Here is a 24,027-nt window from a genome sequence, read left to right on the forward strand (position 1 = left end):
AATAAAGATGCCCATGCTGGGCACACACAAGTTATATAGTGCATAGCTGCCCTGCGGGACAGCAACGCACCATATACAAACCGTTAGTGAGCATTACTTGATAAGCACAAACTAATATGAGAAACGAGAGATATGATTTTCTTCATCTTCCAGAAGAATTCCATAAAAAACATAAAACTTGTGAATTTTTACTTTATCAAATTGAGGATTTTATACTCAAAGATGAATACAAGAAACTCCGAACTCAAACTATAGATCTAGAAAGTGACCTAGATTTATTAGACGGTGAGAACATACTAGATTATTTGTCTAGAAATGGAAAATCTAAAGAACATAATGAAATAGTAACTAGTCACGTATTAAATGCTTTAATCGCAGATATATGTCAATTTTTACAAATTGCATTATTTTCTTCATTGCAAGAAAGATTAACAGTGACTTTTTCACTTATTAGAAAACCATTTGTCTATGATCTTATAATTATTTTGAGATTATACCTAACAGAAGATTTTCTTGAAAAATTTAATACAGAAGATTATTTTGATACAGCTAAACTATCAAAAGATGAATTAATTGAGTTGATAAATGCATCCGAGAATATGTTATTTACGAAATCTATAAAAGCATCCGATGTATATAATTTCATATTCGAATATTCTGATTCTGACAGTTTAATAAATATGTCCAACAAAGCACTCCATCCATCAACAACCAGGAACAAAAATAATAAGACAGAAATTCAGAATATAAATTTCGTATTTAGTACAAAAGAAAGCCATAAATCGCAGTGGGATTATATTTATAGGCGATTACCTTTTTTATTGTTATACCTAAATGAAATCTTAGAATGCGTAATTTTCAATCATCTTGAAATTGATGATGAAATTTATATGTCGAGACTAACAGAACGAGCAAAGTTTTTAGAAAATAATAAAAATTAAAAACTATATTTTGAGTAGGCAACGACTCGCTAACATCGGTTAATCACAAATAACGGGTATTGTAGAAAAAGTGTAATTTTAAGTACCAAGAAATAAAATGATTAAGCCGACAATTCCGCGTCCCTACTTCCGCAACTTGCGATAACCGTAACCGTTACCTACTAGCTTATGAAAATAAAAACTATAATATTTGACTTTGATGGAACTTTAGTAGATTCTGAAGAATTCCATTTTAATTGTTGGATGTTTTGACCCCTATAAAACAACTTCAAAGGGAGTGGTCTGTCTGGTTCTGCTTATAGAGTAATCTTCGACCAATTTTTAATTCTATATCAAGAAAGGGTTATACTCTAAAAAGTAGAACCCAACCCAATCATTATTTTTCAACTTACACACTTAATGAGATAGCCCAAATTATTAATGATTAATTTTTTTCTTTTAAACTTTATTGAATAACTTTCAAGTGTGGATAATCCGTAGCTTTTACCATAGTAGTGCTTTGAGCATTATTCAATATCCCTCTAAGTTTGTTCATGTCTGAGCTGATCTTTTTTTCTACTACCCTAGCGTACCTTTGAGTTGTGGATAATTTGGTATGTCCTAATAATTTGGAGACCGTTTCCAAGGGAACATTGTTGAGCAGTGTTATAGTTGTCGCGAATGTGTGACGTGCTACATGAAAGGTTAAATGTTTTTTGATTTCTGCTTTTTGTGCTATGACTTTAAGATATTGATTTACCTTCTGATTAGAATAGACCGGTAATAAAGAACTAGTGTTCTTGATATCCGGATGAATTGAATAGAGTTCTATAATTCTTTTTGCTTCCTTAAGTAGTGGTACTTTTACCGGGGTGTTTGTTTTTTTACGCCTAACATTAATCCAATCTTCACCATCAACCCCAACTACGATGTCTTTATCTTTTATGAGTTTTACTTCAATGTAAGCGAGTCCAGTATAGCAGGCAAACACAAATAGATCTCTCACTATCCTTAACCCTTCTTCCGGTATTTCCAGTTTCTTTAGTCTATCTAATTCTTGAAGCTCTAGAAAATCGCTTTCGTAGGGCTTGAATTTAAGCTCATATAGATTAAATGGATTTGTTCGTACGTATCCAAATTTTGTAGCAATGTTCATGAATTTCTGGAATCGTTCCATATGTTTCATGATGCCATTATGGTGCAGTGGTTGTGAAGCTCTTAATGGAGGGCAGTTTCTAAGATAGTTCTCAAAGTGGACAAGAAATGGGTAATCAATGAATTGTAGTTTAATATCATCGCCTTGGAAATGATTTTTGATGAAACGGAACAGATATTTTATGGTGGCTGAGTAATTTTTAACTGTACCTTTTTCGAGTTTAGGGAGTTCATATTGGCTATGATACTCAATTAAATCGCCCAATGAGGTAACCTTTTTATCACTACCAAGATAACGTGATTTGACGGCCTGGGCTGTAATTAATCCGTTTTCCATGTGTAATTGCTTGTGTGCATCCAATATTTTAGCGTATACATTATCTAAATATTTATTGGTACTTCTTGCGTTAGATGTCTTAGAATTGAGTCTTCCAGATGCTCTACACCAGTTTTCTATTTTGGTTGAACGTTTGGTACTAATGTCTGCGCGTTTTCCATTTATATTCACACGAGCATAGATTGGAAATTGTCCGTTACTCTTTCTGCCTGAGGTTTTTAGAAAGAAATAAACATTGAATGTGTTTTTCATTAGATTCGTTTAAATGAAACAATCAGTTAAACGAAAGTCAAAAATCATTGAAGGTCAAATCCAGAGATTTTCACAAAAATAGGTAATTCGTCCCGAATAAATAACGCCCCTATTAAGGCACCTAAAGGTATAGTTTCATATGATATCAACTGAATGCAATGAAAATGTATTCTATTGATATTCATGTAATTAAATGGTTTTTAATTTATGTTAAAACCCATTTAGTCGGGATGACTGGATTCGAACCAGCGACCACACGCACCCCATGCGTGTACGCTACCAGACTGCGCCACATCCCGTAAAATGTGTTTGCAAAAATATAAAGTTTAATGGATTATTGAAGTAAAAGGACAAAAATATTATGAGTCATTTTTAATCCAAGTAACAGATGCTCTAATCCCTTATTATAGTGTATACTAAGTTCTTTTAAATGAGTTATTTATTATTCAGATGTTAATTTTTACCATTTAGAATATTGTAAATCCATTTTCTGAAATTATGATATAAATTAGTAACTTTCAACCTTACACCAAAATTATGAAAACAAAGCTATTCTTTCCACTGACCTTTTTATTTTTAGTTACACTGGCATGTACTTCACAAGATTCTTCACCCATTAAAAAAGGCGCAAGTCTAAAACTTGTTGCAGATGGATTTAAATTTACAGAAGGTCCTGCTGAAGATAAACATGGAAATGTGTACTTCACTGACCAACCAAATAATAAAATTTTAAAATGGGATCACCAGAAGGATACTGTGCTTGTTTTTATGGATGATGCAGGTCGTTCTAATGGACTATTTATAGGAAATGATGATGTGCTCTATTCATGTGCTGATGAAAAATTTCAGCTTTGGAAAATTGAGTCGCCAGAAGAGATTACGGTTATAGCAGATGGATTTGATAATACTAATTTTAATGGTCCTAATGATCTATGGATAGATGATAAGGGAGGTATTTATTTCACAGACCCTTATTACCAACGACCATATTGGGAGCGTCAGGCACCTGAAATGGATTCTGCGAGAGTATATTATCTTTCGCCTGATTATAAAACACTTAGGGTGGTTGCAGAAGGGTTTGATCATCCAAATGGAATTATTGGATCTGTCGAAGACAAGATTCTTTACGTTGCTGATAATAGCGCCGCTAAAACCTATGTTTATGATATCCTTGAAAATGGTGATTTAGTAAACAAAAGGTTGTTTGTTGAGATGGGATCGGACGGTATGACTTTAGATAATAAGGGGAACCTTTATTTGACAGGAGATGGTGTTCATATTTACGACAAAAATTCAAATCTACTTGACCATATTGAAATAGACAAAGGCTGGACCTCCAATGTAACCTTCGGAGGAGAGGATTTCAATTGGTTGTTTATTACTGCCTTAGATGTAGTCTACAAAATTGAAATGAAAACTCATGGTATCCGTTGGGAGTAGTCCTAATATGATTTAATTCAAACAAGAACATCCAACAATTATATTGGGGGAATATAGATAAATTGATATGCATTGAAATAAGTAATTGAAAGTGCATAAATCAGAATTTAACTTCATTTTGGCTTATTTTTAATACAATTCCGATGTAATTAATGGTAACTTATGGGAAACTTTTGATTTTTTTCAAAATGAAGTCTCCTAATTTAAAACTATAGCTGAGGATTGTAATGATGGTAACAGGTTATTCAATATTAAATCTCAAAGCTCATGGAACTTAATTCAGAATCTATTTGGAAAACGTATAACCAACAGATTGCTTTCCCTCCACTTCAAAATGATACTTCGGTAGATATTGTTATTATCGGTGGAGGAATTACTGGTATTTCGACTGCTGAGCAGTTAAAGGACAGTGGATTTACCATTGCAGTCTTGGAAAGTGGAAAGGTCGGTTATGGAACTACTGGGCAAAGCACTGGTAATTTATACGTAAATATCGAAGAACTATTAGTGTCTCTTAAGGAGAAATACGATGAAAAGGTCATTCGCAATGTTATTCAGGCTAGAAAAAAAGCTTTTGATGTAATTGAAAGGAATGTCAAGGAATATAAAATTGATTGTGATTTTAAGAAACAACCAATGTTTATTTATCAGGAGACCTCATCATCAACTTCATTTATTAAGGAAGAATTAGAATTTGATAAGAAGTTAAACATTTCAGTTCGTGAAATTGATCAACAAGCTTTTCCTTTTCAGCTCTTTAAGGGGATACAATATTTTGATCAGGCACAATTTAATCCATTATTATATACCCAAGGACTCGCCTTAAAGATACACGATAAAAGCAACTGTACCATTTACGAACAGACTCGAGTACAGAGCATAAATGACGATAACAACTATTATACAATTCTGACAACTTCAGGAGTGGTTAAGGCAAAAATTGTTATACATGCCACTCACACACCAAAAAGAAAACAATTATCATATCATTCCCGTCTAGGCCCTTATAGAGAATATGGGGTGGCCGCAACTTTAAAGGATAAAGCAGAATGTCCTGAGGGTATCTTCTGGCTCAATCAAAATGATGAAAAATATTCCTTTAGAACCTATTCTAGAAACGGAAGAAATTATATTATGGCCATCGGTAAACCTCATAAAGTAGGGCAGAAGAATAATAATAAAATTTATGTAGAGGAGCTAAGGAGTTTTCTTATGAAAAGGTTTTCGGTTGAAGAAATCACCCACCAATGGGGTGGTCAGAATTATAAACCCGCAGATGATTTACCATTTATGGGTAGAATAAAGACAGGCTCAAATGAATTTATAGCCACAGGGTTCTCAACAGATGGGCTAATTTATGGTACGTTAGCATCAACAATATTAGCAAATATCATAAAGGGAAACCCTGACCCCTATTAGGAAACCTTTGAACCTTCTCGAAATCAAATTGTGCAATCTGCAAAAAAGTTCTTCAAGGAAAAACTAAATGTAACGGAACAGCTTGTTAAGGATTGGATTTTCAAACAATCCGATGAAGATATCTTACAAGTCTCAAAAGGAAAGGGAGAGGTAATAAAAAAGGACGGGAAACGGGTAGCAGTATACATGCCATTTCAGGGTGAGCCTAAAATTATTTCAGCGGTTTGCACTCATCTGGGTTGTATAATCCATTGGAATGAGTTAGAAGACAGTTGGGATTGCCCCTGTCATGGTTCGAGGTTTAATACAGATGGGGAAATTCTCGAAGGACCAGCTTTAAAACCACTTAAAAAAATTAAATAACCAACGTTATTGGAATCTTTCGAAATTAATTGATCGAACCAGCATTAGGTCTAATGACAAACACGTCTATTAAAAGTTTATACCTTAACTTTTATTTGCCCCTATATTATATATAGCTGGGAGTTGCTTTGAACGACCATCTTTTCCACTTGGATATTCAAATACCTCTAGTGAAAACAGTGGAACTACTGCGAATAAATGATCGAATATATCTCCTTTTTGGGGCTCAATATCCAAGAAACTTACATGTTTAGAAAATGCGTAAACCTCCAATGGAATTCCTTGTGGTGTCGATGGTAATTGTCTACAGATTAGCAAAAAGTTCTCCTGATGGATGTCAGTTCTTTGTCTAAGGTATAGATTTATATATGTACGGTAAACTCCAATGTTGGTTAGGTTTCGCTCATTGGTGAAAAAAGACTTATTTTTTGAATCCTCCACTCTTTTCTTGCCAACATTTTTTTTCCAGTCCTGAATATAATCTTTGAGGATTGTTATTTTTTCAAGTTCATCGATTTCTTCTGGAGTTAGAAACCGTACTGATGACGCCCGGATGAATACAGACCTTTTAATTCTACGTCCTCCAGAATCTTCCATACCTCTCCAGTTCGTGAAAGGTTCAGTATTGAGATAGTAGGTGGGAATAGAGGTAATTGTTTTATCCCAGTTTTGAACTAATACGGTGTTTAAATTGATCTTTTGTACATAACCGTCTGTATTAAACTTTTGCATGGTGATCCAATCGCCAATGCGAACTGTATCATTGGCCGCAACTTGAATACTGGCGACAAACCCCAAGATTGAGTCTTTAAAAATAAGCAGTATAATGGCTGATAGTGCACCTAGTGCTGTTAAAAATTCCCATGGCGTTTCTCCTGTTAAGATCGAAAACACAAGCACAAAACCAATTATCCAGGTAAATATCATGAAAACCTGAATATAGCTGTCAATAGGTTTGTCTTTTAGGCGATCTACAGTCTTTAAGTAGCTATTAATAGTTTTGAGTAGACTCCGCAGAGTCCAAATCATAACTATTACTAAAAGGACATCCATAAATGTTTCCATTTTTGGGATATAATCGGTAAAACTTGCAAAGATTAAAGGAATAAAGGCCTTTATGACAAACAGAAGTAGGAGGTAGGATAAATTTGAGAAAAAATTGTGTTTCAATAGATAATCATCAAATTGCGTCTTTGTTCGTTTAGAAATCGATCTCAATGAATTGATGAGTATTAAACGAAATATTCTACTTACTAAATAGGTGACGAGTAATAATAAAACTAGACTTATCACAAGATGAAGGAATATTGCTAAACTATCATTCATCCCCATTCCCTTGAAGAAATCATAAAAATAATTCGTAAAACTGTCCGCTAACATATGCAATTGAAATATAGTTTACCACTTTAATATCAAGCAAAAATAGGATTATTACTTTAGGCTTTCAAACCTAAGGGTACCTATTTTACCTTTATCCTACCAGTACTTGAAATGGAGGAATATTAGGAGTCATATTCTATTTAATTTTAGAAATTACAAATTTAGGGTGTTATGGATTTAAGGCTAGTTTCAATATGGTACACTTTTTATATTTTTACAGATATTATTTTCTTTTTTTCTTAAAACTTAGCTTTGGTATTGTAAAGTTAATATGCATAGGTATGTGAACTTCATCGATAACAGACGTGCTTTAACCATGGTTGAAATAATTTCATCTGTGGTTATGGTGAAATTTAACCTTGTTGTTCCAATGGAGTTCTTAGCTTTTAACAAATAACCTGTAATAATATCCTTATCACAATTATTGAGGATTATCCTAGGGGATTTTTATTAATTAAAGGGTATATTTAGTTTAATTCCATTGAAACAAACTTAAAATTATGAGAAAATACTTTTATTGTTTTTTATTATTATATACAACGCTTAGCTTTTCCCAAATTGGTGGTGGTGAAGTTATTTATAAAATTTCCCAAAGCACCAACTTCACAGAAAGTCTTCAAAAAGAAAATAGGACATCGACCCACTCATTAGTTACGGGACTTTCAGAACATTTAAAAGATATCGAATTATCATTGGTATTCAATACTGATAATTCAACCTTTTACACGTTAAAAGAAGCACCTATGACCAATTCAGGAAATCCAAGTAAAATGCAAGAATTTGCAATAAATATTGCACATACAGGAAACTATTTTCGTAGGGCAGGGGAATCGGGTGTTTTTTATAAACCTAATTCCTTCTTTGATTCAAATATAACAGTTCATTATCAAGATTTTGAATGGGAGTTAAAAGATGATCAAAAGAAAATTGGAAATTATATATGTTATAAAGCTACTAGTAGCAGGATAGTCAAAAATTCAAAGGGAAATTTCACTCACGCAATGGTGGCATGGTATTGTCCTGATATAGCAGTGGGCTATGGTCCCTCAAGATATGGTGGACTATCAGGTTTGATTTTAGAAATAGACGATGGAGAAATGGTGTATAAAGCGATTAACATCGAGTTTAAAAAAAAAATGCCTATCCCGGAGCTTAAAAATAAAAAAATCACATTAGTTTCTGAAGAAGAATATGAACAATTGCTATTGAAGAAAATTGCGGATTTTAAAAAATTGATGGCAAATTAAAGGAACATTATATTTAATTATAGGGAGTTAAGGAATATCCCATTTAAAACTTACTGCTGATTATTGCTATGCTATATATCACAACGAAACAATCGACACTAAAAATGTGTTTAATCTAAGCAGCGCTTCTCTGTTTTATCAAAAGGATGATAGCTCATGGGGTTTTGAAATTAAAGCTACTAACTTGTTGAATGTTCAATACAAACAAAGCAATTCCTTTTCTGACTTTTTGATTTCTGATTCTAGAACGTACATTATGCCCCGAATCGTAATGTTTAAACTTACCTTTAAGCTATAAATTTCAGTCATCCTTCTTGATGCGATAATGCTCTTTAGGAGGTATTCTGGAAATCTTACAAATCAATTACATAAAACTACAATACTTTGCTTGTGAATTATTGCCAAATTTGTAATGTTTTCTAACACAATTGAATTATGGCAACAAATAAAGAAATAATTTATCTCCCGCTTGAAAATGTAGATAGTGAGCACTGCGCATTGATTGTTGAAAAAGGACTGTCAAAAGTGAAAGGTGTTGAGAGTAATGCCGTGGAGATAAATAATCGAAGGGTTGCAATCACTGTTAGTGATTCTGAAGTCGTAAAAGATGCAGTAAAAGCAGTAAGGGATCTTGGTTATGGAGTTACCACAGCACAAGGTACTTTTCCCGTTTTGGAAATGACATGTGCCTCTTGTGCAGGAAGTGCTGAAAATATAGTAAAGTTTCAACCTGGGGTGGTGAATGCTTCAGTAAACTATGGCACGGGAAATCTTGTCGTTGAATATCTCCCAAATATAACTGATCCTTTTAAACTCCAAAAAGCCGTGCAGGGGGCAGGGTATGACTTATTAATCGAACAGGCAAGTAAGCAACAAGAAACCCTTGAAGAGATTCATGAAAAAAAGTTTAAAAAACTGAAATTCAAAACGACTTGGGCGGTGATATTGTCAATACCTGTGTTTTTGATAGGAATGTTCTTTATGGACTTGCCATATGGGAATGAAATCATGTGGGCTTTTTCTACACCTGTAGTACTATGGCTGGGAAGGGATTTCTTCATTACCGCTTTCAAGCAAGCGAAACACCGTTCCGCTAATATGGATACCTTGGTGGCCTTAAGTACAGGTATTGCTTATATTTTTAGTGTGTTCAATATGCTGTTTGCAGATTTCTGGACCCAAAGAGGTTTAGAAGCGCACGTTTACTTTGAAGCTGCCTCGGTCATTATTGCCTTTATTTTATTAGGAAGATTACTGGAAGAAAAGGCCAAAGGAAATACTTCCACCGCAATTAAAAAATTAATGGGCTTACAGCCAAAATCAGTACTGGTTCTTCAGGCTAATGGATCTGAAATACAAACTCCTATTGAGGATGTTCAAGTGGGAGATGTCATTTTGGTAAAGCCAGGAGAAAAGATCGCAGTTGATGGAAAGGTGGTTTCTGGGAACTCATACGTAGATGAGAGTATGTTAAGTGGGGAACCAATTCCCGTAATGAAAAACGAAAATGAAAAAGTTTATGCAGGAACGATTAATCAAAAAGGAGGTTTTCAGTTTGAGGCAGAAAAGGTGGGAAAAGAAACCATGCTTGCACAGATTATTAAAATGGTCCAAGATGCCCAAGGAAGTAAGGCGCCTGTCCAAAAGTTAGTGGATAAGATTGCTAGTATTTTCGTTCCTGTTGTGATTGGAATTGCTGTTGTTACGCTTATACTTTGGGTTATATTGGGAGGACAAAGCGGTCTGGTCCATGGATTGCTGGCTGCCGTTACTGTATTGGTCATCGCATGTCCTTGTGCACTCGGATTGGCTACACCTACAGCAATTATGGTTGGCGTGGGTAAGGGGGCTGAGAATGGTATTCTTATTAAAGATGCCGAAAGCCTAGAACTCACCAAAAATGTTAATGCAATCATATTAGATAAAACAGGAACCATTACAGAGGGAAGGCCAAAGGTTACTGATATTAGGTGGAATAATGGAGATGATTCTACAAAAGGTATCCTGATGAGCATAGAAAGGCGATCGGAGCATCCCTTGGCTGAGGCAGTAGTTAATCGCTTCTTGGATGAGCCTGCTATAGAATTATCAAATTTTGAAAGTATTACGGGGAAAGGGGTGCAAGCCGATTATGACAATCAAACTTATTACATAGGAAATAAGAATCTTTTAGTGGAGAAAAAGATTACTATCCCAGAATCCCTCCAGAAGAATGCGGATCAGTGGAGTAAGTTATCCAAGACTGTAATATGGTTTTCAAATAACCAACAGGCACTAGCTGTTGTGGCGATCTCTGATCAAATAAAAGGAACTTCAGTTAAGGCAATAAAAGAACTGCAAGAAATGAATATCGATCTTTATATGCTCACAGGAGACAATGAAGCTACAGCAAAAGCCATTGCTAACCAAACTGGAATCAAACATTATAAAGCGGAAGTTTTACCGCAGGAAAAGGCAGATTTTGTAAAAGAGTTGCAAAGTAAAGGAAAAGTAGTAGCAATGGTAGGAGATGGAATAAACGATAGTACTGCACTTGCCACTGCCGATGTAAGTATCGCAATGGGTAAAGGAAGTGATATTGCGATGGATGTTGCTAAAATGACTATTATCTCTTCGGATCTTACCAAGATAGGGCAAGCCATTCGTTTATCAAAACAAACAGTGTCTACAATTAAGCAAAATCTATTCTGGGCATTTATTTATAATGTTATTGGTATTCCCATTGCAGCAGGTATATTATACCCTGTAAATGGATTCCTGCTCAACCCGATGATTGCTGGAGCTGCTATGGCGCTTAGTAGTGTGAGCGTAGTGAGTAATAGCTTACGATTGAAATGGAGAAAATAACATTTTATCAGAAGTATTAAATCAAATAAAATCCTTTAAAATTAATATAATGGAAAATAAAGAGCTTAAATTTAAAACAACCCTTAATTGCGGTGGATGTGTATCTAAGGTTAAACCTGATTTAGATAACTCGCAGGGGATTTCCAAATGGGAAGTAGATACGGACAACCCTGATAAAATACTTACTGTAAGTTCGAAAGGAATCACTGAGGATCAGGTAATATCTATTATCAAAAGCAAAGGGTTTAAGGCAGAGTCCATCAGGTAATTTCAAAATATCAAAATAGAGAGTTTTAGCTTAAATATTTCTACTGCATGAAGTCGAACAAGACTGCAGTTGGAATTGCTAGTGTCATAAAAAACTTTGATATTTTTGGGAGTATCCTGTAAACTGTGTAAGTAAAAAAATATCGAGGGTCATGACCCTCGATATTTTTTATTAATTATAAATTTTTACACAGTATGAAGAAAGAAGATTTATTCTCAGACGATTTTTTAAAGGAGTTTAAAACTGGCGATGAGCTCAACTCATTTTTAAAGCAACTCCAGAAGCGGTGTATTGAAAAGATGGTCGAAGGAGAGCTAGACAGCCACTTGGGTTACGATAAACATGAAAAATCCGACACCTCCAATGCGCGGAATGGGTACGGCAACAAAAAAGTAAGAACCTCCTATGGGGAATCCATGATACAGGTTCCCAAAGATCGTGAAGGTTCTTTTAATCCTATGGTTGTCCCCAAACGCGGTAATATGGTCGACGGGATCGAAAACGTGATTGTGTCGCTCTATGCCAAGGGAATGAGCAATAGCGATATCGAAGAACAGATCCGTGAGGTGTACAACTTTGAGGTGTCTACTTCTACCATATCCCGTATCACAGAAAAGGTGACTGCCGACATTGTCGCCTGGCAGAACCGCCCTTTAGAACCTGTTTACCTGATCGTGTGGATGGATGGTATTGTCTTTAAAGTCAGGGAAGGCTCCAAGGTCATTAATAAGACCATCTACATAGCCGTAGGACTACGCAGGGACGGTAAAAAAGAAGTGCTGGGGCTTTGGTTAGGAAAAAATGAATCTGCTGCTTTTTGGATGAGTGTGCTCACCGATCTAAAAGCCAGAGGCGTTGAAGACATCCTTATTACAGCTACAGACAACTTAAATGGCTTTACCGATACCATTAAGAATGTCTTCCCGGAATCCAAAACACAAATCTGTGTAGTGCACCAAATTCGTAATGCCTGCCGGTATGTGGTATGGAAAGACAAAAAGGATTTTACAGCGGACATGAAACACATTTACAATGCTCCCAATGAAAAGGCTGCTAAGGCCGCTTTAGAGGACTTTGCTGAGAAATGGAACAGCAAATACTCCTATGCTGTCAAAAGCTGGAGAGACAACTGGGAGGATCTTACCGTCTTCTTTGAGTTTCCTGTGGAGATCCGAAAGATCATCTATACCACCAACCTTATTGAAAACCTCAATGGAAAGATTAGGAAGTATACCAAAAACAAATTATCCTTCCCAACCGATGAGGCGGTAATGAAATATGTATATTTGGTCCTCAGGGAAGCCACTAAAAAATGGACAATGCCTGTTAGGAACTGGGGCATTATTTTAAATCAGTTCCTCACGATCTATGAAAAAAGGGTCTGACTCTAAGTAAGAATCTAACCCTCGATATTTTAGTTTACACACTTTTTGGGATAGTGTCGAAAAAACGTCGAGAGTAATTTAATACATCTTAATCCCAAGCGTATATTCCTGAACTCTGTTTTTAGCACATATCCCTTTACTTCGGACAAGCATTGCGTGATAATGGGTATAATGGCTTCTATCCGTTGTAAAGGTTATCGCTTTCAATCTCCTAATCGCTGATTGCTGTTTCTAACTTATTCCGTGTTTCATTGTAAAATATGTCCATACAGTTATTTTATGCCCTCGTTCCAATAATAGCTGTCGGGATAAATCCTTTTTCCGAAAATAGCCGTACCCACTCTTATAATGGTTGCTCCCTCTGCAATAGCGGTTTCCAAATCGTTACTCATTCCCATTGATAATTCCTGCATTTCGACGTTTGGGATTTCTAAAGCAATGATTTGTTGTTGAATATCTTTAAGCAACCGAAAGCATTTGCGTACTTTTTCGGTTTCGGCACTAAATAAACCTATGGTCATCAAACCTTTTATTTTGAGGGTCTCCAACTGTGCCACCTGTTTTACCAATTCAATGGCATTATCGGGGCTTGTACCAAATTTGCTTTCTTCGAAAGAAGTATTTACCTGTATTAATACTTCTATGGTTTTGTTTTCAAACAGTAAACGTCGGTGCAATTTTTCTGCCAAATTTAAACGGTCAAGCGACTGGATACAGGAAACATCATATTTCAAAAGGTCTTTGATTTTATTAGTCTGCAAATGCCCGATGAAATGATTGGTATGCGGAATAACTTTCAATACTTCGTACTTTTCTTTGAGTTCCTGTACTTTGTTTTCGGCTATCAGAGTTTGCCCTGCCTGTAAAGCGATTTTGATACGATCCGTAGGCACGGTTTTGGTTGCCAACAGCAATTTTACTTCATTGCGATTTCTGCCGTTTTCTTTACAAGCATTGTTTATCCGTTCTTGTATGGCGGCAATGTTCTGAAGAATTTCTTCGTTCATACTTCTGTATATTTTTGTTTTTTTTTTAATTCTTTTCTAAGTACCGATTTTACAGATGTAAACGTATGGTCTTCTGCTGTAAATTTTTTCAGGTATCAATTGGTTGATACATTTACACGTTGCTTAAATCTCACTTCCGAAGCAAGGGTTGCTACCAATATAAAAGTGCCTCCTATATTGCTCTACCCTTATCAGGGAAAATGCGAAGCCTAATGCATCAATCAAGGTATATACATCGCCTATGTTGATTACAAAATTCTTCGTAACTGAAATAATGCCTATTCCTCTTATCCATTAGCAATTGATGTCCTTATTATTGTAGAACTATCCTGTTCCCATTTTTCTTTACTGATTTCGTACATAAAATTCAGCTTGGGTGATTCGCCAAAATAGGTTACTTCTTGTTCTGCAACTTTTTCAGCACCTAAACGACTGATGGCTATCAGTGAGCGGATATTATTTGCTCCGATATGGAAATACACCTTTGAAACAAATTGAAAAATGTAGTCAAGCATTGTGGCTTTTACCAATCCGTTTAATCCTTTACCCCAATAAGCAACTGCATAAAACGTATAACCGATAAATATGCTGTTTTCCTGTTCGTTATAATCGTAAATTCGGGTACTGCCGATAACGCTTTCTGTAACTTTGTCCACAATTATAAAAACGCCCTTGCTTTGTATTGCTCCGTCAAAAAATGTTTTAAATGTGTCCTTTTTCCTACGGTCTTTATTGGGATGCTGTTCCCATATTTTGGTGTCGGAAGCTGTGGTATATAAAACTTCAAAATCCTTTTCCTGTAAAGGATAAAGGATTACCTTTTCGGTTTCTAATATAGGTTGAATGTTAAATTCCATAACTGTTATAATTTTTTGATGTAATCTGCAATATCTTTTTCCGTTGTATTTTCACTTTTCCCCAAATGCTCCACTATACGTTTTCTCTCAATTTCTGTTTTGTTCTGGCTTAACATCTTTTGTCCCTGCAAGTCGGTTATCTCCAATTCAAACGCAACAATTCCACGCATCATTCCCTTTTTGAATTTATCGGGTAGACTGTCCCATTGGTGCAAATAGTCTTTCTCATAGAATTTTATCATTTGCTCTAATGCTTTAATTTTAGCAGCTTCCTCTACAATAACTTTTGCTTTTCCGTAGGCGTGTACGGCAATGTAATCCCAAGTGGGTACACTTTCCCTCTTGTCGTAATGTGCAGGCGAAATATAGGCGTGCGGTTCAGTGAAAATGACCAATGAGGTATTCGCTTCTATGTACTTGCTATGCTCATTGGCTGCAGCAAAGTGCGAACTCAATATCAGTTTATCCGAGCTGTTATCTATAAAAAATGGCAATTGGGTTGCAATAGGAAGATTGTTTTTGACCGTTATAATGGTGGCGAAGCTGTATTGCTTCATAAAAGCAATTTTTTCTGCATTATCCTTAAACTGAAAATGATTGGGTGTGTACATATACAATACGTTTTTACAAAAACTTTTTCATCATTATATCAGTCTGTTCATCATCCCCTAATCTGAAAATGTGCTTATCAAATTCTACAAATCCGTTTTTCTGATAAAAGCGGATGGCTCTTGGGTTTTCTTCCCAAACTCCCAACCATACATAATCCACTTTTTTATCTTCTGCAACCTGCATTGATTTCTCGTACAACACTTGTCCAACCTTTTTTCCGTGGTATTCCTGTAATACATAAATCCTTTCTATTTCAAGGCTAATGCTGTCTTGTATTTCTGATTGTGAACTACCGAAATTTAGTTTCAGATAACCTACGACTTTATCATCGATGATTGCAAAGTAAAATTCGGAATGCTCATTATTCAGTTCTTCGGATAGCTTTTCGATAGAAAAACTATCCGCTAAGTACTTTGCCATATCTTCTTTGGTTTTGCTTGAAGAAAATGTTTCTGAAAACGTTTCTCTGCCAATTGTTTGTAATTGTTCAATATCGTTTAATGTTACGCCCAGTATCATTATATTTTCCATTGCTATTTTAATAATTTTTAAACACTCCATTCATAATTAATCCACTCGTTATTTTCCTTTGCTCCCAGACGTTCATAGAACCTTTTTCCACCCTCGTTCCAGGGGGCAACTGTCCATTTTATTTGCCCGCAGTTATTTACTTTGGCTTCTTTTTTTAAAGCATCCATCAATTGTTCGCCAATTTTTTGTCCTCTGTATTTTTCATCTACATAAAGTTCTTTCATATAAATCGCAGGTCGGTTCTGTGCTGTGTACGGAAGAAAATAATACACTAACATTCCTGCTATCTCATCATTGCCCTCTGCTACAAAGCAATGAAAGTCTGGCGAGTTTTTACGGAAACCGCTTTCCTTTACTATTTCAGGTGTAATAGCGAAAACATCAATATACCTTTCAAAAACTGCTAAATCTCTCATCAACACCCAAACTTTCGCACTGTCTGCCTCAACAGCTTTGCGGATAATTATTTCGTTACTTTCCATATTACGATATATTTACTGAACATTTATTTTAAAATTATCAACATTCATCGTTTGTTCACTTGCCTTTTCAATGATAAGGTTCAGTAGTTCTTGGAGATCGGCTTGTGTTGTACGCGTGTTCATCAAAGATACTCTTAAATAATATTGACCGGAAGCAGTTGTTCCAACAATGTAGAACCTTCCATCTCGAACTATCTCTTGTTGTATTTTGCTGTTGAGGATGTTTAGATCGCCTTTCGAATTGATAAATCGGAAACATACAATATTGGATTGTGGTTTAATAAGAACCTCAAAATCGGATCTCTTGTTAAGATTTTCAGCAAAATCTTTGGCCAAACCATACAAAAGTTCAATCTGCTCTTGAAAAATATCGTATCCATACATCCGAAGGATCGTATAGATATGCACAATGCTCATCGGTTTTGTACACTCAAATGTTCTTTTCCCTGAATTGTACCATTCCTCACTTTTTTGGTCTTGCCATAGATATTTAGCGTCCTGAGAAAAGGTGAGGTTGCTATACCATGAATGCCTAAAAATGACAGCTGTTGAAAGCGAGGGAACGCCCATCATTTTGTGGAAGTCCATAATGATTGAATTGGCATTATGAATACCATTCAATAAATGACGGTATTTTGTTGAGAAAACGGAGGGTCCACCATGGGCCGCATCAACATGGAACCATATTTTATACTTGTGTGCAAAATCAGCAATGGCTGCAAGATCGTCAAACGATCCTGTTGATGTGGAACACGAACAACCGATTATACAGAAGATCTTTTTGTTTTCACGATCGGCTAATTGGTAAAAATCCTCCAATAAGTCCGTGCGCATTCGGAAATCGGCATCAACAGGTACCTTGAAGATATTTTCTTTTCTCAAGCCAATAACCGATGCAGTACGGTCTGTGCTGTAATGAGCTTCTTCGGATAACATAACGACAAGTTGATCTATTTTCACATCAGGATTTTCACGCAAGTATTTAGTTTTTGCAGTAAGAATTGCTGTAAGATTGCCTAGACTCCCGCCTGAGGTAACAAAACCTGAAGCATCATCCGGTAGACCAAAAATGCGCGATAAGTCATCAATAACGATTTTTTCCATTGCATTTCCGGCCATCCCTACCTCATATACACCCATACCATTATTTAGATGTGCAATCAATGCGGAGGTCAATGTCGTAATTGGATGTGGTGCGGCTATCTGATGCCCTACATTGCCACGCATATTAATGTTAATGGAAGATTTAATAATATTCCTGAAAAGTGGAAGAGGGTTTTCGATTTTATCGCCTTTGAAATCGTCCTGCCAAAACTTAAGCTGCTCCTGCGGCGTTTGCCAGTTAAGCACGGGGAAGCCAATGTTTTCTTTTGCTTTCGTCAATTCTTCCGCAAGAACATCTATAATCTGGTAACCGATATTCCGGAATGTTTCCGCTGAATTGACATCGTCAAAATCCACTGATATGTTTCTATCTTTTTTCATACCGCAAATTTAGGCAACTCAATTAATCACAAAAAATACTAAATTTGAATGAACTAATCATTTTAATGAATAAATGGATATAGACACTTCAGTATTAAGAAACTTTCTGCTTTTATGTAAAACGCTAAACTTTACGCGGGCTGCGGAGCAGACACACATTGCACAACCAGCATTGAGCAGACAAATCAAACAGTTGGAAGATTTAATCGGGGCGGTTCTATTCAACCGCAACAAACGTAATGTTGAGTTGACTTCGGCAGGTAAATATTTTCAGAAAGAGGCCGAACATCTTGTTAACCAGTTTGATTTTGCTGTTCACCGGACAAACAAACTCTATCACGGTCAGGCAGGTGAAATCAGGATTGGTTACACTCATTCGGCATTGCAGCACTTTTTGCCTAAAATGATGTTAGCGGTGAACAATGTCTATCCAGATGTTAAAATCATTTGGCTGGAATTTAACAATACACGGCAATACGATGCGCTGAAAAACAGGGAGATAGACATTGGTTTTTCTACCAACCCCGAAATTGACGGGAGTTTTAGACATAGAATAATAGCAAAGACAAACTTCGCCGTGGCCATGCCTCTGGATTATCCGGTTGATTCAAATGGTCTTAACGGACTAAAGCAGTTCCGCGAAGAGAGGTTCATTTTGCCGCCGAAAGCCGAAGGTCCAAAATTTGTGGAGACCTTAAATTCTATTTTTATACATGAAGGATTTACGCCACGCACCATCCATGAAACACCTTTTGCAAGCACAGCGATTAAATTGGTGGAAAGTGGATTTGGACTTACCATTGAACCTGTTAACAGCCTAAAAGGTTACAAGGGAATTAAGTACATTGAATTGGATCAACTGCCTCAAAAAGTAGAAAATGTAATGCTATGGCTACCAAGCACTGAAATATCTTTTCCTGATATAATACAGTTTATGCAAGATTTATCTATTGATGACTAAATATATCTGTGTTCCTTAGTTTTCAATATTCGAGCACAATATAGTACTAGAATCTCAAGTGGAATAGGCGGAATAAAGAAGCAAAACTAATTAGGTTCCAGCATAAAAAATATTAAATACAAAATTCGATTAACGGTTGGGATTTTTAACATAGTAAAGCTTGTGCAAAACGGGACAATTTGTAGAAATTGGTTCATTACGATGGCACAATTTACGAATTTTGATGTACATGAATATGTTTTCGAGGTGCAATTGTTTGAGCATTAAAATTCACCATTTTATATCTGCACTTGACATAACAAAAAAATCTTCCCTGACTTAACCCTATCTCATGAAAGAAACTCAGTGTTAAGGATAATATATGTGTGTAGATAGTGATAGTGTACAATTTAAAAACCTTAGCTATGAGACATCATTTGAACAACATTTTGGCTGAAATCCAAAAGCAAGAAAGAAAGTTGTTCGCCGAAACATCCAGTTACATTGGCGAGGCATATAAGATGACGATTTTCCTTTAAAAGCTGTTGCGCACTTACTATCTGTTAGTACGGTAACAGGTTATTGAAGTTTGGAGCAATAGGGAAATTCGATAAAAACGGAAGTTTTGAACATTTTGATATCCCAACCGAAAAAGCAGGCCCGGTTGGCATTTGCCCGGGTCCTGATGATGAAATTTGGTTTGTTGAAATATTGGGAAATATAATAGGGAAAATAAACTCCTTGAACGATATCGTGGAGTTTGAAATTCCAATACCAAATGCCAAGCCACATGCTATTGCCTATCAAACCGGAGATCAGCTTTGGTGTACGGAATGGGCAGCCAACAAAATTGCTTGTATTACCAAAAAAGGGATATCATAGGATATGACCTTCCTACAAACAACTCGGAACCGCATGGTGTCGCAGTTGTTGGCAGTGACGTTTGGACTGCCCTGGAAAATGGTAAGATTGCCAAAGTAAAAGCTTGAGAAACTGTCTCATAATTGTTTATCTGTCACCAACTCCTTCCATTAACTTCCTTATTTCTTCGTAACGATAGTACATCAATCCACCAATTTTAGTGTAGGGCAATGTTCCATTTAATCGGAGATTTTGAAGGGTACCTGCTGAAATTCCTAATAATTTACGTACCTCATAGCTTTTCAACCACTCCTTTGGTTCCTGTCCCGATTTTCTCATATAAGGTGAATATCTTCTGATTTCTTCAAAAAGTTCTTTTTTAAAAGTTTCAAGATCTTCTCGGGTGATAAGTTCTACTTTCATTTGCAATTCTTTTGATATTAATAATTTCCTGAAGGGCAGAACAACCTTCTGTTATCAATTCTGCCACTATGAACACAAATGAACTGAAAGTAACTAGAGACACTAGTGTCTACTATAAATTTTTAATGTTCTTTGAAATTATTGATAATTAGAAAGATATGGCTTCTTATTGACGGTGACGATTTGAATTGAGATTTTTTAAGTTCGTGTTTTATATGGACTTATGAATCAAGGTAAATATGTTTTCGCCCAACTTACAGAATTGTTACCCCAACGGGTTTTTGACAGAATGGTTTCAAAACATGATGGCAACAAGTATGTAAGGCACTTCACTTGTTGGAATCAGCTAATGTGCATGGTTTTTGGCCAAATTTCTGGAAGAGAAAGCCTCCGAGATTTGCTTGTGGTAATCAAAGCGCACCAACGTAAATCGTACCATTTAGGATTTAGTAAAAGTGTTACCTTGAGTAACCTTGCCAAGGCCAACGAAAAAAGATCCTTTCTGATTTTTGAACAGTATGCTAATTACCTCATTGTTTTGGCAAGAAGTAAAAGCAATGAAAGTGATTTAGGAATAAACGGGAAGGTTTATGCCTTTGACTCTACAACCATTGACCTATGTTTGGGTGTATTTTGGTGGGCAACTTTCCGCAAGACAAAACCGGAATAAAACTGCACATCTTATTCGATATTACCACACAGATCCCTGCGTTTGTTCATTTTTCAGAAGCAGATCTACACGACGTCAATGCAATGGATTATCTTATTTACGAGCCTTCAGCCTATTATATTTTCGACCGTGCTTATGTGGATTTTAACCGACTGTACACCATCACAAGGCAAAAAGCGTTCTTCGTAGTTAGAGCAAAATCCAATTTGAAATTCAACCGAATGTACTCCAAAAAGGTTGACAAATCTACTGGAGTGAAGACCGACCAAATCGGAAAACTTAGCGGATTTTACACATCTAAAGATTATCCGGATAAAATCAGACGGATTAAATTTTATGACACTGAAAACGACAGAACTTTTGTGTTTTTAACCAATAACTTTGACCTGACAGCACTACAAGTAGTTATGCTCTATAAACAGCGTTGGCAGGTGGAGCTATTTTTTAAATGGATAAAGCAACATCTAAAGGTGAAATCTTTTTGGGGTACAACGGAAAATGCTGTCCGCATTCAAATCAATGTGGCAATAATTACGTATTGTCTAGTGGCTATTTTAAAAAATGAGCACAAAATAGAGCAATCCACTTACGAAATTATACAAATTCTTGGAATGTCCCTACTAGACAAAACACCTGTAACAGAGCTGTTTACGATTTCTAATTACAATGATGTCAATGAACGTGATAGTAACCAGTTGAAAATCAACTTATTTTAAGTGGACACTAGTGTTTTGAAATGTAGAATAATTCTCTTGTTTTAAAGGGGTCAAAACAGCCATCAGACCCCTGGCTCTGGGGAGAAAAAACTTCTTATTTGCAGGTTCCCATAAGGCAGCCCAAAATGCTGCTATGATATACTCTTTCTTTGGAAGTTGTAAGATGCAGGGAATTAATCCGCAAGTGTGGCTACAAGAGACCCTGGAGAAAATACCGAATCACAGCATCCAAAGGCTTGAGGAGCTCTTACCTGGATATCAGAAATCCTAGACATGTAGCTGCTCGGATGGATACGTTAAGCTGAAGTAGTTAAGACTTAATCTGACAATCACTCATTTCGATTCTCTGCAATACAAATGCAATGGAGGAATGACTAGAATGGGAAAGCTAGATATGCCCAAGAAGTCATCTTGACTGATTATTGCTAAACCAAGTCTTATAAAATTACATTTTTATGTATCCTTTTAATGGTGTTCCAGTCTATTTTATGAACTCAAAATCATACAGTAATAATTCTAAAAAAGAATAAAGGGATACATCAATGATGGATAACAAAAATCTATAAAAAATAGCTTTTGGCCTAGCAGTATTTACGATAGTTTACAATATTGCTGAAGGTCTAATTTCGATATAATCGGGATTTAAAGATGGAAGTCTGGCACTTTTTGGCTTCGGATCCGATAGTTTTATATAGGTTATTTCAGGATTTGGAATAGCCCATATGATTTTGAGAATTCAGAATTATCCCCACTAAAGTGGCACAGCGTATTCGTGTTTTATAACTCCCATTACAAAAGTACTATGCGCACTTCCAATATTTTTTATTGAACCTAAATCATTGAGTACAAAATCTTGATAATGTTTCATATCCCTCACCATCACCTTTAATCTAAAATCAGAATCCCCTGAAATATTATAACACTCACAGACATACTTGGAAGCCGTGATATCATGGACAAATTGATAGCCTATTTCTTTAGAATGCTCTTTTAAAGTAATATCACAGAAAACGATAAGACCTTTTCCAACTTTTTCGGCTTCTACCAATGCCACATATTTCCTGATTATTCCTTCCCTTTCCAAACGTCTGATTCTTTCATAAACAGGAGTTGGAGATAGGTTAACCCGATTTGCAATTTCTTTTGTGGTTAATTTTCCGCTTTGTTGAAGCAGTTCTAATAGCTTCAAATCAATCTGATCTAAATCTGACATAGATAATTTTTCTATTAATCAATCAAATCCATATGGTTAAAGGATGATTTATCTTTTAATTCTGCATGGATAGATATTTACTCTAAATATAAGTTCAAAGTTAATTAATTAATCTTTTAATTCGAAATTTGCAAGAGATTAAAACTGGATAATTAGGCAGGAGCAGGTTAATTATATAATTCGACAACAAATCAGATGAAAACCATGAAAGATACTCAGAATACAATCAAGAATGATTTTGTTTTCACACTAAAGAGCACTTGTTTAGATGAAAACTATCACCCCTCAAGCAAAACGCGTCTAACAACTAATTTTGCAAACTTAGCCAGAGGAGCTAATCGCCAACAAAACTTGCGAAATGCCTTAAATATGATCAACAATCGATTCAATGCGTTGGCTCATTTGGATAATCCAAAGGGCGATCGTTACCATGTGGAACTTGAAATCATCACCGTAACAATGAGTATCGATGATGAGAATGGTGTTAACGATCTGCCAATGATCGAAGTTTTGAAAACGAATATTTTTGACCATAAGACTGGCCAGCATATCGAAGGTATTGCCGGAAATAATTTTTCTTCTTATGTGCGTGATTACGATTTTAGTGTTTTATTGATCGAGTACAATAAAAACAAATCTAATTTTTGTGTTCCAGAAAATTTTGGAGATTTGCACGGAAAACTCTATAAGTGCTTTATAAGTTCAGACACTTATAAAGCGCACTTTAAGCAGTCACCGATCATTTGTCTAAGTGTATCGAGCAATAAGACTTATACCCGCACTGAGTATCAGCATCCTGTTCTGGGTTTTGAGTATGTGCAGGATCAGTATTCTCTCACTGATGAGTATTTCTCTAAAATGGGCTTAAAAGTTCGTTTTTTCATGCCTGAAAACAGTGTGGCACCGATGGCTTTTTATCATTCCGGAGATTTACTTGCTGATTATACTGATCTTGGACTAATCAGTTCAATCAGCACGATGGAGACTTTCCAGAAGATTTATCGCCCTGAAATTTACAATGCAAATTCAGTGGCTGGGAAAATCTATAAACCTAGTCTTAAACACGAAGATTATTCACTGACTCGTGTGGAATATGACCGCGAAGAGCGTAGACGACTGTCTGTTGAACAGGGTAAATATGCTGAAGAGCATTTCATTAAACCTTATAAAAGTGTCTTAGAAGAGTGGGCTGCTAATTTCGCTCTTTAATTAATTCA

25 protein-coding genes and 1 tRNA gene are annotated in these 24,027 nt (G+C 35.8%); 15 read left to right on the plus strand and 11 right to left on the minus strand.

Translation table 11 applies throughout. The annotated features are described in order from the left end of the window. Positions 1 to 116: 116 nt before the first annotated feature. Positions 117 to 941 carry a hypothetical protein gene (locus I215_RS14085; RefSeq protein ID WP_008992659.1) on the plus strand — a complete coding sequence of 275 codons (825 nt, stop codon included), beginning with the start codon at positions 117 to 119 and terminating at the stop codon, positions 939 to 941. 168 nt (positions 942 to 1,109) lie between these two features. Continuing rightward, positions 1,110 to 1,193: an HAD hydrolase-like protein gene (locus I215_RS16690; RefSeq protein WP_156800290.1), complete on the plus strand. Its 84-nt coding sequence runs from the start codon at positions 1,110 to 1,112 to the stop codon at positions 1,191 to 1,193. A gap of 193 nt (positions 1,194 to 1,386) precedes the next feature. On the opposite strand, the gene I215_RS14090 is transcribed toward I215_RS16690, so the two are convergent. Then, entirely contained in the window at positions 1,387 to 2,664 is a 1,278-nt protein-coding gene (locus tag I215_RS14090) for a site-specific integrase (protein ID WP_008992660.1), read from the minus strand. A gap of 225 nt (positions 2,665 to 2,889) precedes the next feature. Next, a tRNA-Pro gene (locus tag I215_RS14095) sits at positions 2,890 to 2,963 on the minus strand. A gap of 238 nt (positions 2,964 to 3,201) precedes the next feature. Between I215_RS14095 and I215_RS14100 the strand changes: the two genes are divergently transcribed. The 3 genes from I215_RS14100 to I215_RS14110 all read left to right on the plus strand — a co-directional run bounded on the left by I215_RS14100 (position 3,202) and on the right by I215_RS14110 (position 5,886). Continuing rightward, on the plus strand, positions 3,202 to 4,104 hold the full coding sequence (locus tag I215_RS14100) for an SMP-30/gluconolactonase/LRE family protein (protein WP_008992661.1): 903 nt from the start codon (positions 3,202 to 3,204) through the stop codon (positions 4,102 to 4,104). Between the two features lie 267 nt (positions 4,105 to 4,371). Then, positions 4,372 to 5,523 (plus strand): NAD(P)/FAD-dependent oxidoreductase, encoded by a 1,152-nt coding sequence (locus tag I215_RS14105; RefSeq protein WP_040460530.1) that lies wholly within the window; start codon positions 4,372 to 4,374, stop codon positions 5,521 to 5,523. A gap of 30 nt (positions 5,524 to 5,553) precedes the next feature. Next, positions 5,554 to 5,886 carry a Rieske 2Fe-2S domain-containing protein gene (locus I215_RS14110; RefSeq protein WP_040460531.1) on the plus strand — a complete coding sequence of 111 codons (333 nt, stop codon included), beginning with the start codon at positions 5,554 to 5,556 and terminating at the stop codon, positions 5,884 to 5,886. 84 nt (positions 5,887 to 5,970) lie between these two features. On the opposite strand, the gene I215_RS14115 is transcribed toward I215_RS14110, so the two are convergent. After that, the gene (locus I215_RS14115; protein WP_162131565.1) at positions 5,971 to 6,951 is read right to left on the minus strand and encodes a mechanosensitive ion channel family protein; all 981 of its coding nucleotides are present in this window, start codon (positions 6,949 to 6,951) and stop codon (positions 5,971 to 5,973) included. A gap of 815 nt (positions 6,952 to 7,766) precedes the next feature. On the opposite strand from I215_RS14115, the gene I215_RS15770 reads away from it, so the two are divergent. From I215_RS15770 to I215_RS14135, 4 genes are all read left to right on the plus strand, one after another. Further along, positions 7,767 to 8,513, plus strand: coding sequence for a GLPGLI family protein (locus I215_RS15770; RefSeq protein ID WP_008992663.1), 747 nt, complete (start codon positions 7,767 to 7,769; stop codon positions 8,511 to 8,513). 435 nt (positions 8,514 to 8,948) lie between these two features. Then, entirely contained in the window at positions 8,949 to 11,360 is a 2,412-nt protein-coding gene (locus I215_RS14125) for a heavy metal translocating P-type ATPase (protein WP_008992664.1), read from the plus strand. Between the two features lie 49 nt (positions 11,361 to 11,409). Then, positions 11,410 to 11,628, plus strand: coding sequence for a heavy-metal-associated domain-containing protein (locus tag I215_RS14130; RefSeq protein WP_008992665.1), 219 nt, complete (start codon positions 11,410 to 11,412; stop codon positions 11,626 to 11,628). A 194-nt stretch (positions 11,629 to 11,822) separates the two neighbouring features. Next, a complete protein-coding gene (locus I215_RS14135; protein WP_008992666.1) occupies positions 11,823 to 13,013 on the plus strand; it encodes an IS256 family transposase in 1,191 nt (396 codons plus the stop codon). A 272-nt stretch (positions 13,014 to 13,285) separates the two neighbouring features. Here I215_RS14135 and I215_RS14140 read toward each other — a convergent pair whose 3' ends face one another. The 6 genes from I215_RS14140 to I215_RS14165 all read right to left on the minus strand — a co-directional run bounded on the left by I215_RS14140 (position 13,286) and on the right by I215_RS14165 (position 17,987). Next, positions 13,286 to 14,020, minus strand: coding sequence for a YggS family pyridoxal phosphate-dependent enzyme (locus I215_RS14140; RefSeq protein WP_008992667.1), 735 nt, complete (start codon positions 14,018 to 14,020; stop codon positions 13,286 to 13,288). Positions 14,021 to 14,307: 287 nt separating this feature from the next. Next, positions 14,308 to 14,877, minus strand: coding sequence for a GNAT family N-acetyltransferase (locus I215_RS14145; RefSeq protein ID WP_008992668.1), 570 nt, complete (start codon positions 14,875 to 14,877; stop codon positions 14,308 to 14,310). 5 nt (positions 14,878 to 14,882) lie between these two features. Further along, positions 14,883 to 15,488: an FMN-binding negative transcriptional regulator gene (locus I215_RS14150; protein WP_008992669.1), complete on the minus strand. Its 606-nt coding sequence runs from the start codon at positions 15,486 to 15,488 to the stop codon at positions 14,883 to 14,885. Positions 15,489 to 15,501: 13 nt separating this feature from the next. Continuing rightward, complete coding sequence (locus tag I215_RS14155) at positions 15,502 to 16,020, minus strand: GNAT family N-acetyltransferase (protein ID WP_008992670.1); 519 nt, start codon at positions 16,018 to 16,020, stop codon at positions 15,502 to 15,504. A gap of 17 nt (positions 16,021 to 16,037) precedes the next feature. After that, entirely contained in the window at positions 16,038 to 16,502 is a 465-nt protein-coding gene (locus I215_RS14160) for a GNAT family N-acetyltransferase (protein ID WP_008992671.1), read from the minus strand. Between the two features lie 12 nt (positions 16,503 to 16,514). Further along, entirely contained in the window at positions 16,515 to 17,987 is a 1,473-nt protein-coding gene (locus I215_RS14165; RefSeq protein ID WP_008992672.1) for a pyridoxal phosphate-dependent decarboxylase family protein, read from the minus strand. A 73-nt stretch (positions 17,988 to 18,060) separates the two neighbouring features. Between I215_RS14165 and I215_RS14170 the strand changes: the two genes are divergently transcribed. Both I215_RS14170 and I215_RS14175 read left to right on the plus strand, forming a co-directional pair. Then, entirely contained in the window at positions 18,061 to 18,948 is an 888-nt protein-coding gene (locus I215_RS14170; RefSeq protein ID WP_008992673.1) for a LysR substrate-binding domain-containing protein, read from the plus strand. Between the two features lie 561 nt (positions 18,949 to 19,509). Then, positions 19,510 to 19,809, plus strand: coding sequence for a Vgb family protein (locus I215_RS14175; RefSeq protein WP_008992674.1), 300 nt, complete (start codon positions 19,510 to 19,512; stop codon positions 19,807 to 19,809). Between the two features lie 126 nt (positions 19,810 to 19,935). Here the strand turns inward: I215_RS14175 and I215_RS14180 are convergent, their stop codons facing one another. Next, complete coding sequence (locus tag I215_RS14180) at positions 19,936 to 20,211, minus strand: helix-turn-helix domain-containing protein (RefSeq protein WP_008992675.1); 276 nt, start codon at positions 20,209 to 20,211, stop codon at positions 19,936 to 19,938. 223 nt (positions 20,212 to 20,434) lie between these two features. Here I215_RS14180 and I215_RS16410 point away from each other — a divergent pair, with 223 nt between their 5' ends. The 3 genes from I215_RS16410 (at position 20,435) to I215_RS16695 (ending at position 21,868) form a co-directional block, all read left to right on the plus strand. Then, the gene (locus tag I215_RS16410; RefSeq protein ID WP_008992676.1) at positions 20,435 to 20,881 is read left to right on the plus strand and encodes a DUF4372 domain-containing protein; all 447 of its coding nucleotides are present in this window, start codon (positions 20,435 to 20,437) and stop codon (positions 20,879 to 20,881) included. Beyond that, entirely contained in the window at positions 20,830 to 21,597 is a 768-nt protein-coding gene (locus tag I215_RS14185) for an IS4 family transposase (RefSeq protein ID WP_008992677.1), read from the plus strand. The genes I215_RS16410 and I215_RS14185 overlap by 52 nt, the downstream gene beginning before the upstream one ends. A 133-nt stretch (positions 21,598 to 21,730) precedes the next feature. Then, complete coding sequence (locus tag I215_RS16695) at positions 21,731 to 21,868, plus strand: transposase domain-containing protein (RefSeq protein ID WP_394330801.1); 138 nt, start codon at positions 21,731 to 21,733, stop codon at positions 21,866 to 21,868. Between the two features lie 480 nt (positions 21,869 to 22,348). Here the strand turns inward: I215_RS16695 and I215_RS14190 are convergent, their stop codons facing one another. Then, positions 22,349 to 22,810, minus strand: coding sequence for an Lrp/AsnC family transcriptional regulator (locus I215_RS14190; RefSeq protein ID WP_008992679.1), 462 nt, complete (start codon positions 22,808 to 22,810; stop codon positions 22,349 to 22,351). Between the two features lie 195 nt (positions 22,811 to 23,005). On the opposite strand from I215_RS14190, the gene I215_RS14195 reads away from it, so the two are divergent. Further along, the gene (locus I215_RS14195) at positions 23,006 to 24,019 is read left to right on the plus strand and encodes a DUF1852 domain-containing protein (protein ID WP_008992680.1); all 1,014 of its coding nucleotides are present in this window, start codon (positions 23,006 to 23,008) and stop codon (positions 24,017 to 24,019) included. Positions 24,020 to 24,027 lie beyond the last annotated feature (8 nt).

It is taken from the genome of Galbibacter marinus, from assembly GCF_000300875.1.
In the GTDB taxonomy this organism is placed as follows: Bacteria; Bacteroidota; Bacteroidia; order Flavobacteriales; family Flavobacteriaceae; genus Galbibacter; species Galbibacter marinus.

Coding starts and splice junctions, on each gene's coding strand:
- I215_RS14085 (WP_008992659.1), top strand. CDS start 117: ATGAGAAACGAGAGATATGATTTTCTTCATCTTCCAGAAGAATTCCAT.
- I215_RS16690 (WP_156800290.1), top strand. CDS start 1,110: ATGAAAATAAAAACTATAATATTTGACTTTGATGGAACTTTAGTAGAT.
- I215_RS14090 (WP_008992660.1), bottom strand. CDS start 2,664: ATGAAAAACACATTCAATGTTTATTTCTTTCTAAAAACCTCAGGCAGA.
- I215_RS14100 (WP_008992661.1), top strand. CDS start 3,202: ATGAAAACAAAGCTATTCTTTCCACTGACCTTTTTATTTTTAGTTACA.
- I215_RS14105 (WP_040460530.1), top strand. CDS start 4,372: ATGGAACTTAATTCAGAATCTATTTGGAAAACGTATAACCAACAGATT.
- I215_RS14115 (WP_162131565.1), bottom strand. CDS start 6,951: ATGGAAACATTTATGGATGTCCTTTTAGTAATAGTTATGATTTGGACT.
- I215_RS15770 (WP_008992663.1), top strand. CDS start 7,767: ATGAGAAAATACTTTTATTGTTTTTTATTATTATATACAACGCTTAGC.
- I215_RS14125 (WP_008992664.1), top strand. CDS start 8,949: ATGGCAACAAATAAAGAAATAATTTATCTCCCGCTTGAAAATGTAGAT.
- I215_RS14130 (WP_008992665.1), top strand. CDS start 11,410: ATGGAAAATAAAGAGCTTAAATTTAAAACAACCCTTAATTGCGGTGGA.
- I215_RS14135 (WP_008992666.1), top strand. CDS start 11,823: ATGAAGAAAGAAGATTTATTCTCAGACGATTTTTTAAAGGAGTTTAAA.
- I215_RS14140 (WP_008992667.1), bottom strand. CDS start 14,020: ATGAACGAAGAAATTCTTCAGAACATTGCCGCCATACAAGAACGGATA.
- I215_RS14145 (WP_008992668.1), bottom strand. CDS start 14,877: ATGGAATTTAACATTCAACCTATATTAGAAACCGAAAAGGTAATCCTT.
- I215_RS14150 (WP_008992669.1), bottom strand. CDS start 15,488: ATGTACACACCCAATCATTTTCAGTTTAAGGATAATGCAGAAAAAATT.
- I215_RS14155 (WP_008992670.1), bottom strand. CDS start 16,020: ATGGAAAATATAATGATACTGGGCGTAACATTAAACGATATTGAACAA.
- I215_RS14160 (WP_008992671.1), bottom strand. CDS start 16,502: ATGGAAAGTAACGAAATAATTATCCGCAAAGCTGTTGAGGCAGACAGT.
- I215_RS14165 (WP_008992672.1), bottom strand. CDS start 17,987: ATGAAAAAAGATAGAAACATATCAGTGGATTTTGACGATGTCAATTCA.
- I215_RS14170 (WP_008992673.1), top strand. CDS start 18,061: ATGGATATAGACACTTCAGTATTAAGAAACTTTCTGCTTTTATGTAAA.
- I215_RS14180 (WP_008992675.1), bottom strand. CDS start 20,211: ATGAAAGTAGAACTTATCACCCGAGAAGATCTTGAAACTTTTAAAAAA.
- I215_RS16410 (WP_008992676.1), top strand. CDS start 20,435: ATGAATCAAGGTAAATATGTTTTCGCCCAACTTACAGAATTGTTACCC.
- I215_RS14185 (WP_008992677.1), top strand. CDS start 20,830: ATGTTTGGGTGTATTTTGGTGGGCAACTTTCCGCAAGACAAAACCGGA.
- I215_RS16695 (WP_394330801.1), top strand. CDS start 21,731: ATGATATACTCTTTCTTTGGAAGTTGTAAGATGCAGGGAATTAATCCG.
- I215_RS14190 (WP_008992679.1), bottom strand. CDS start 22,810: ATGTCAGATTTAGATCAGATTGATTTGAAGCTATTAGAACTGCTTCAA.
- I215_RS14195 (WP_008992680.1), top strand. CDS start 23,006: ATGAAAACCATGAAAGATACTCAGAATACAATCAAGAATGATTTTGTT.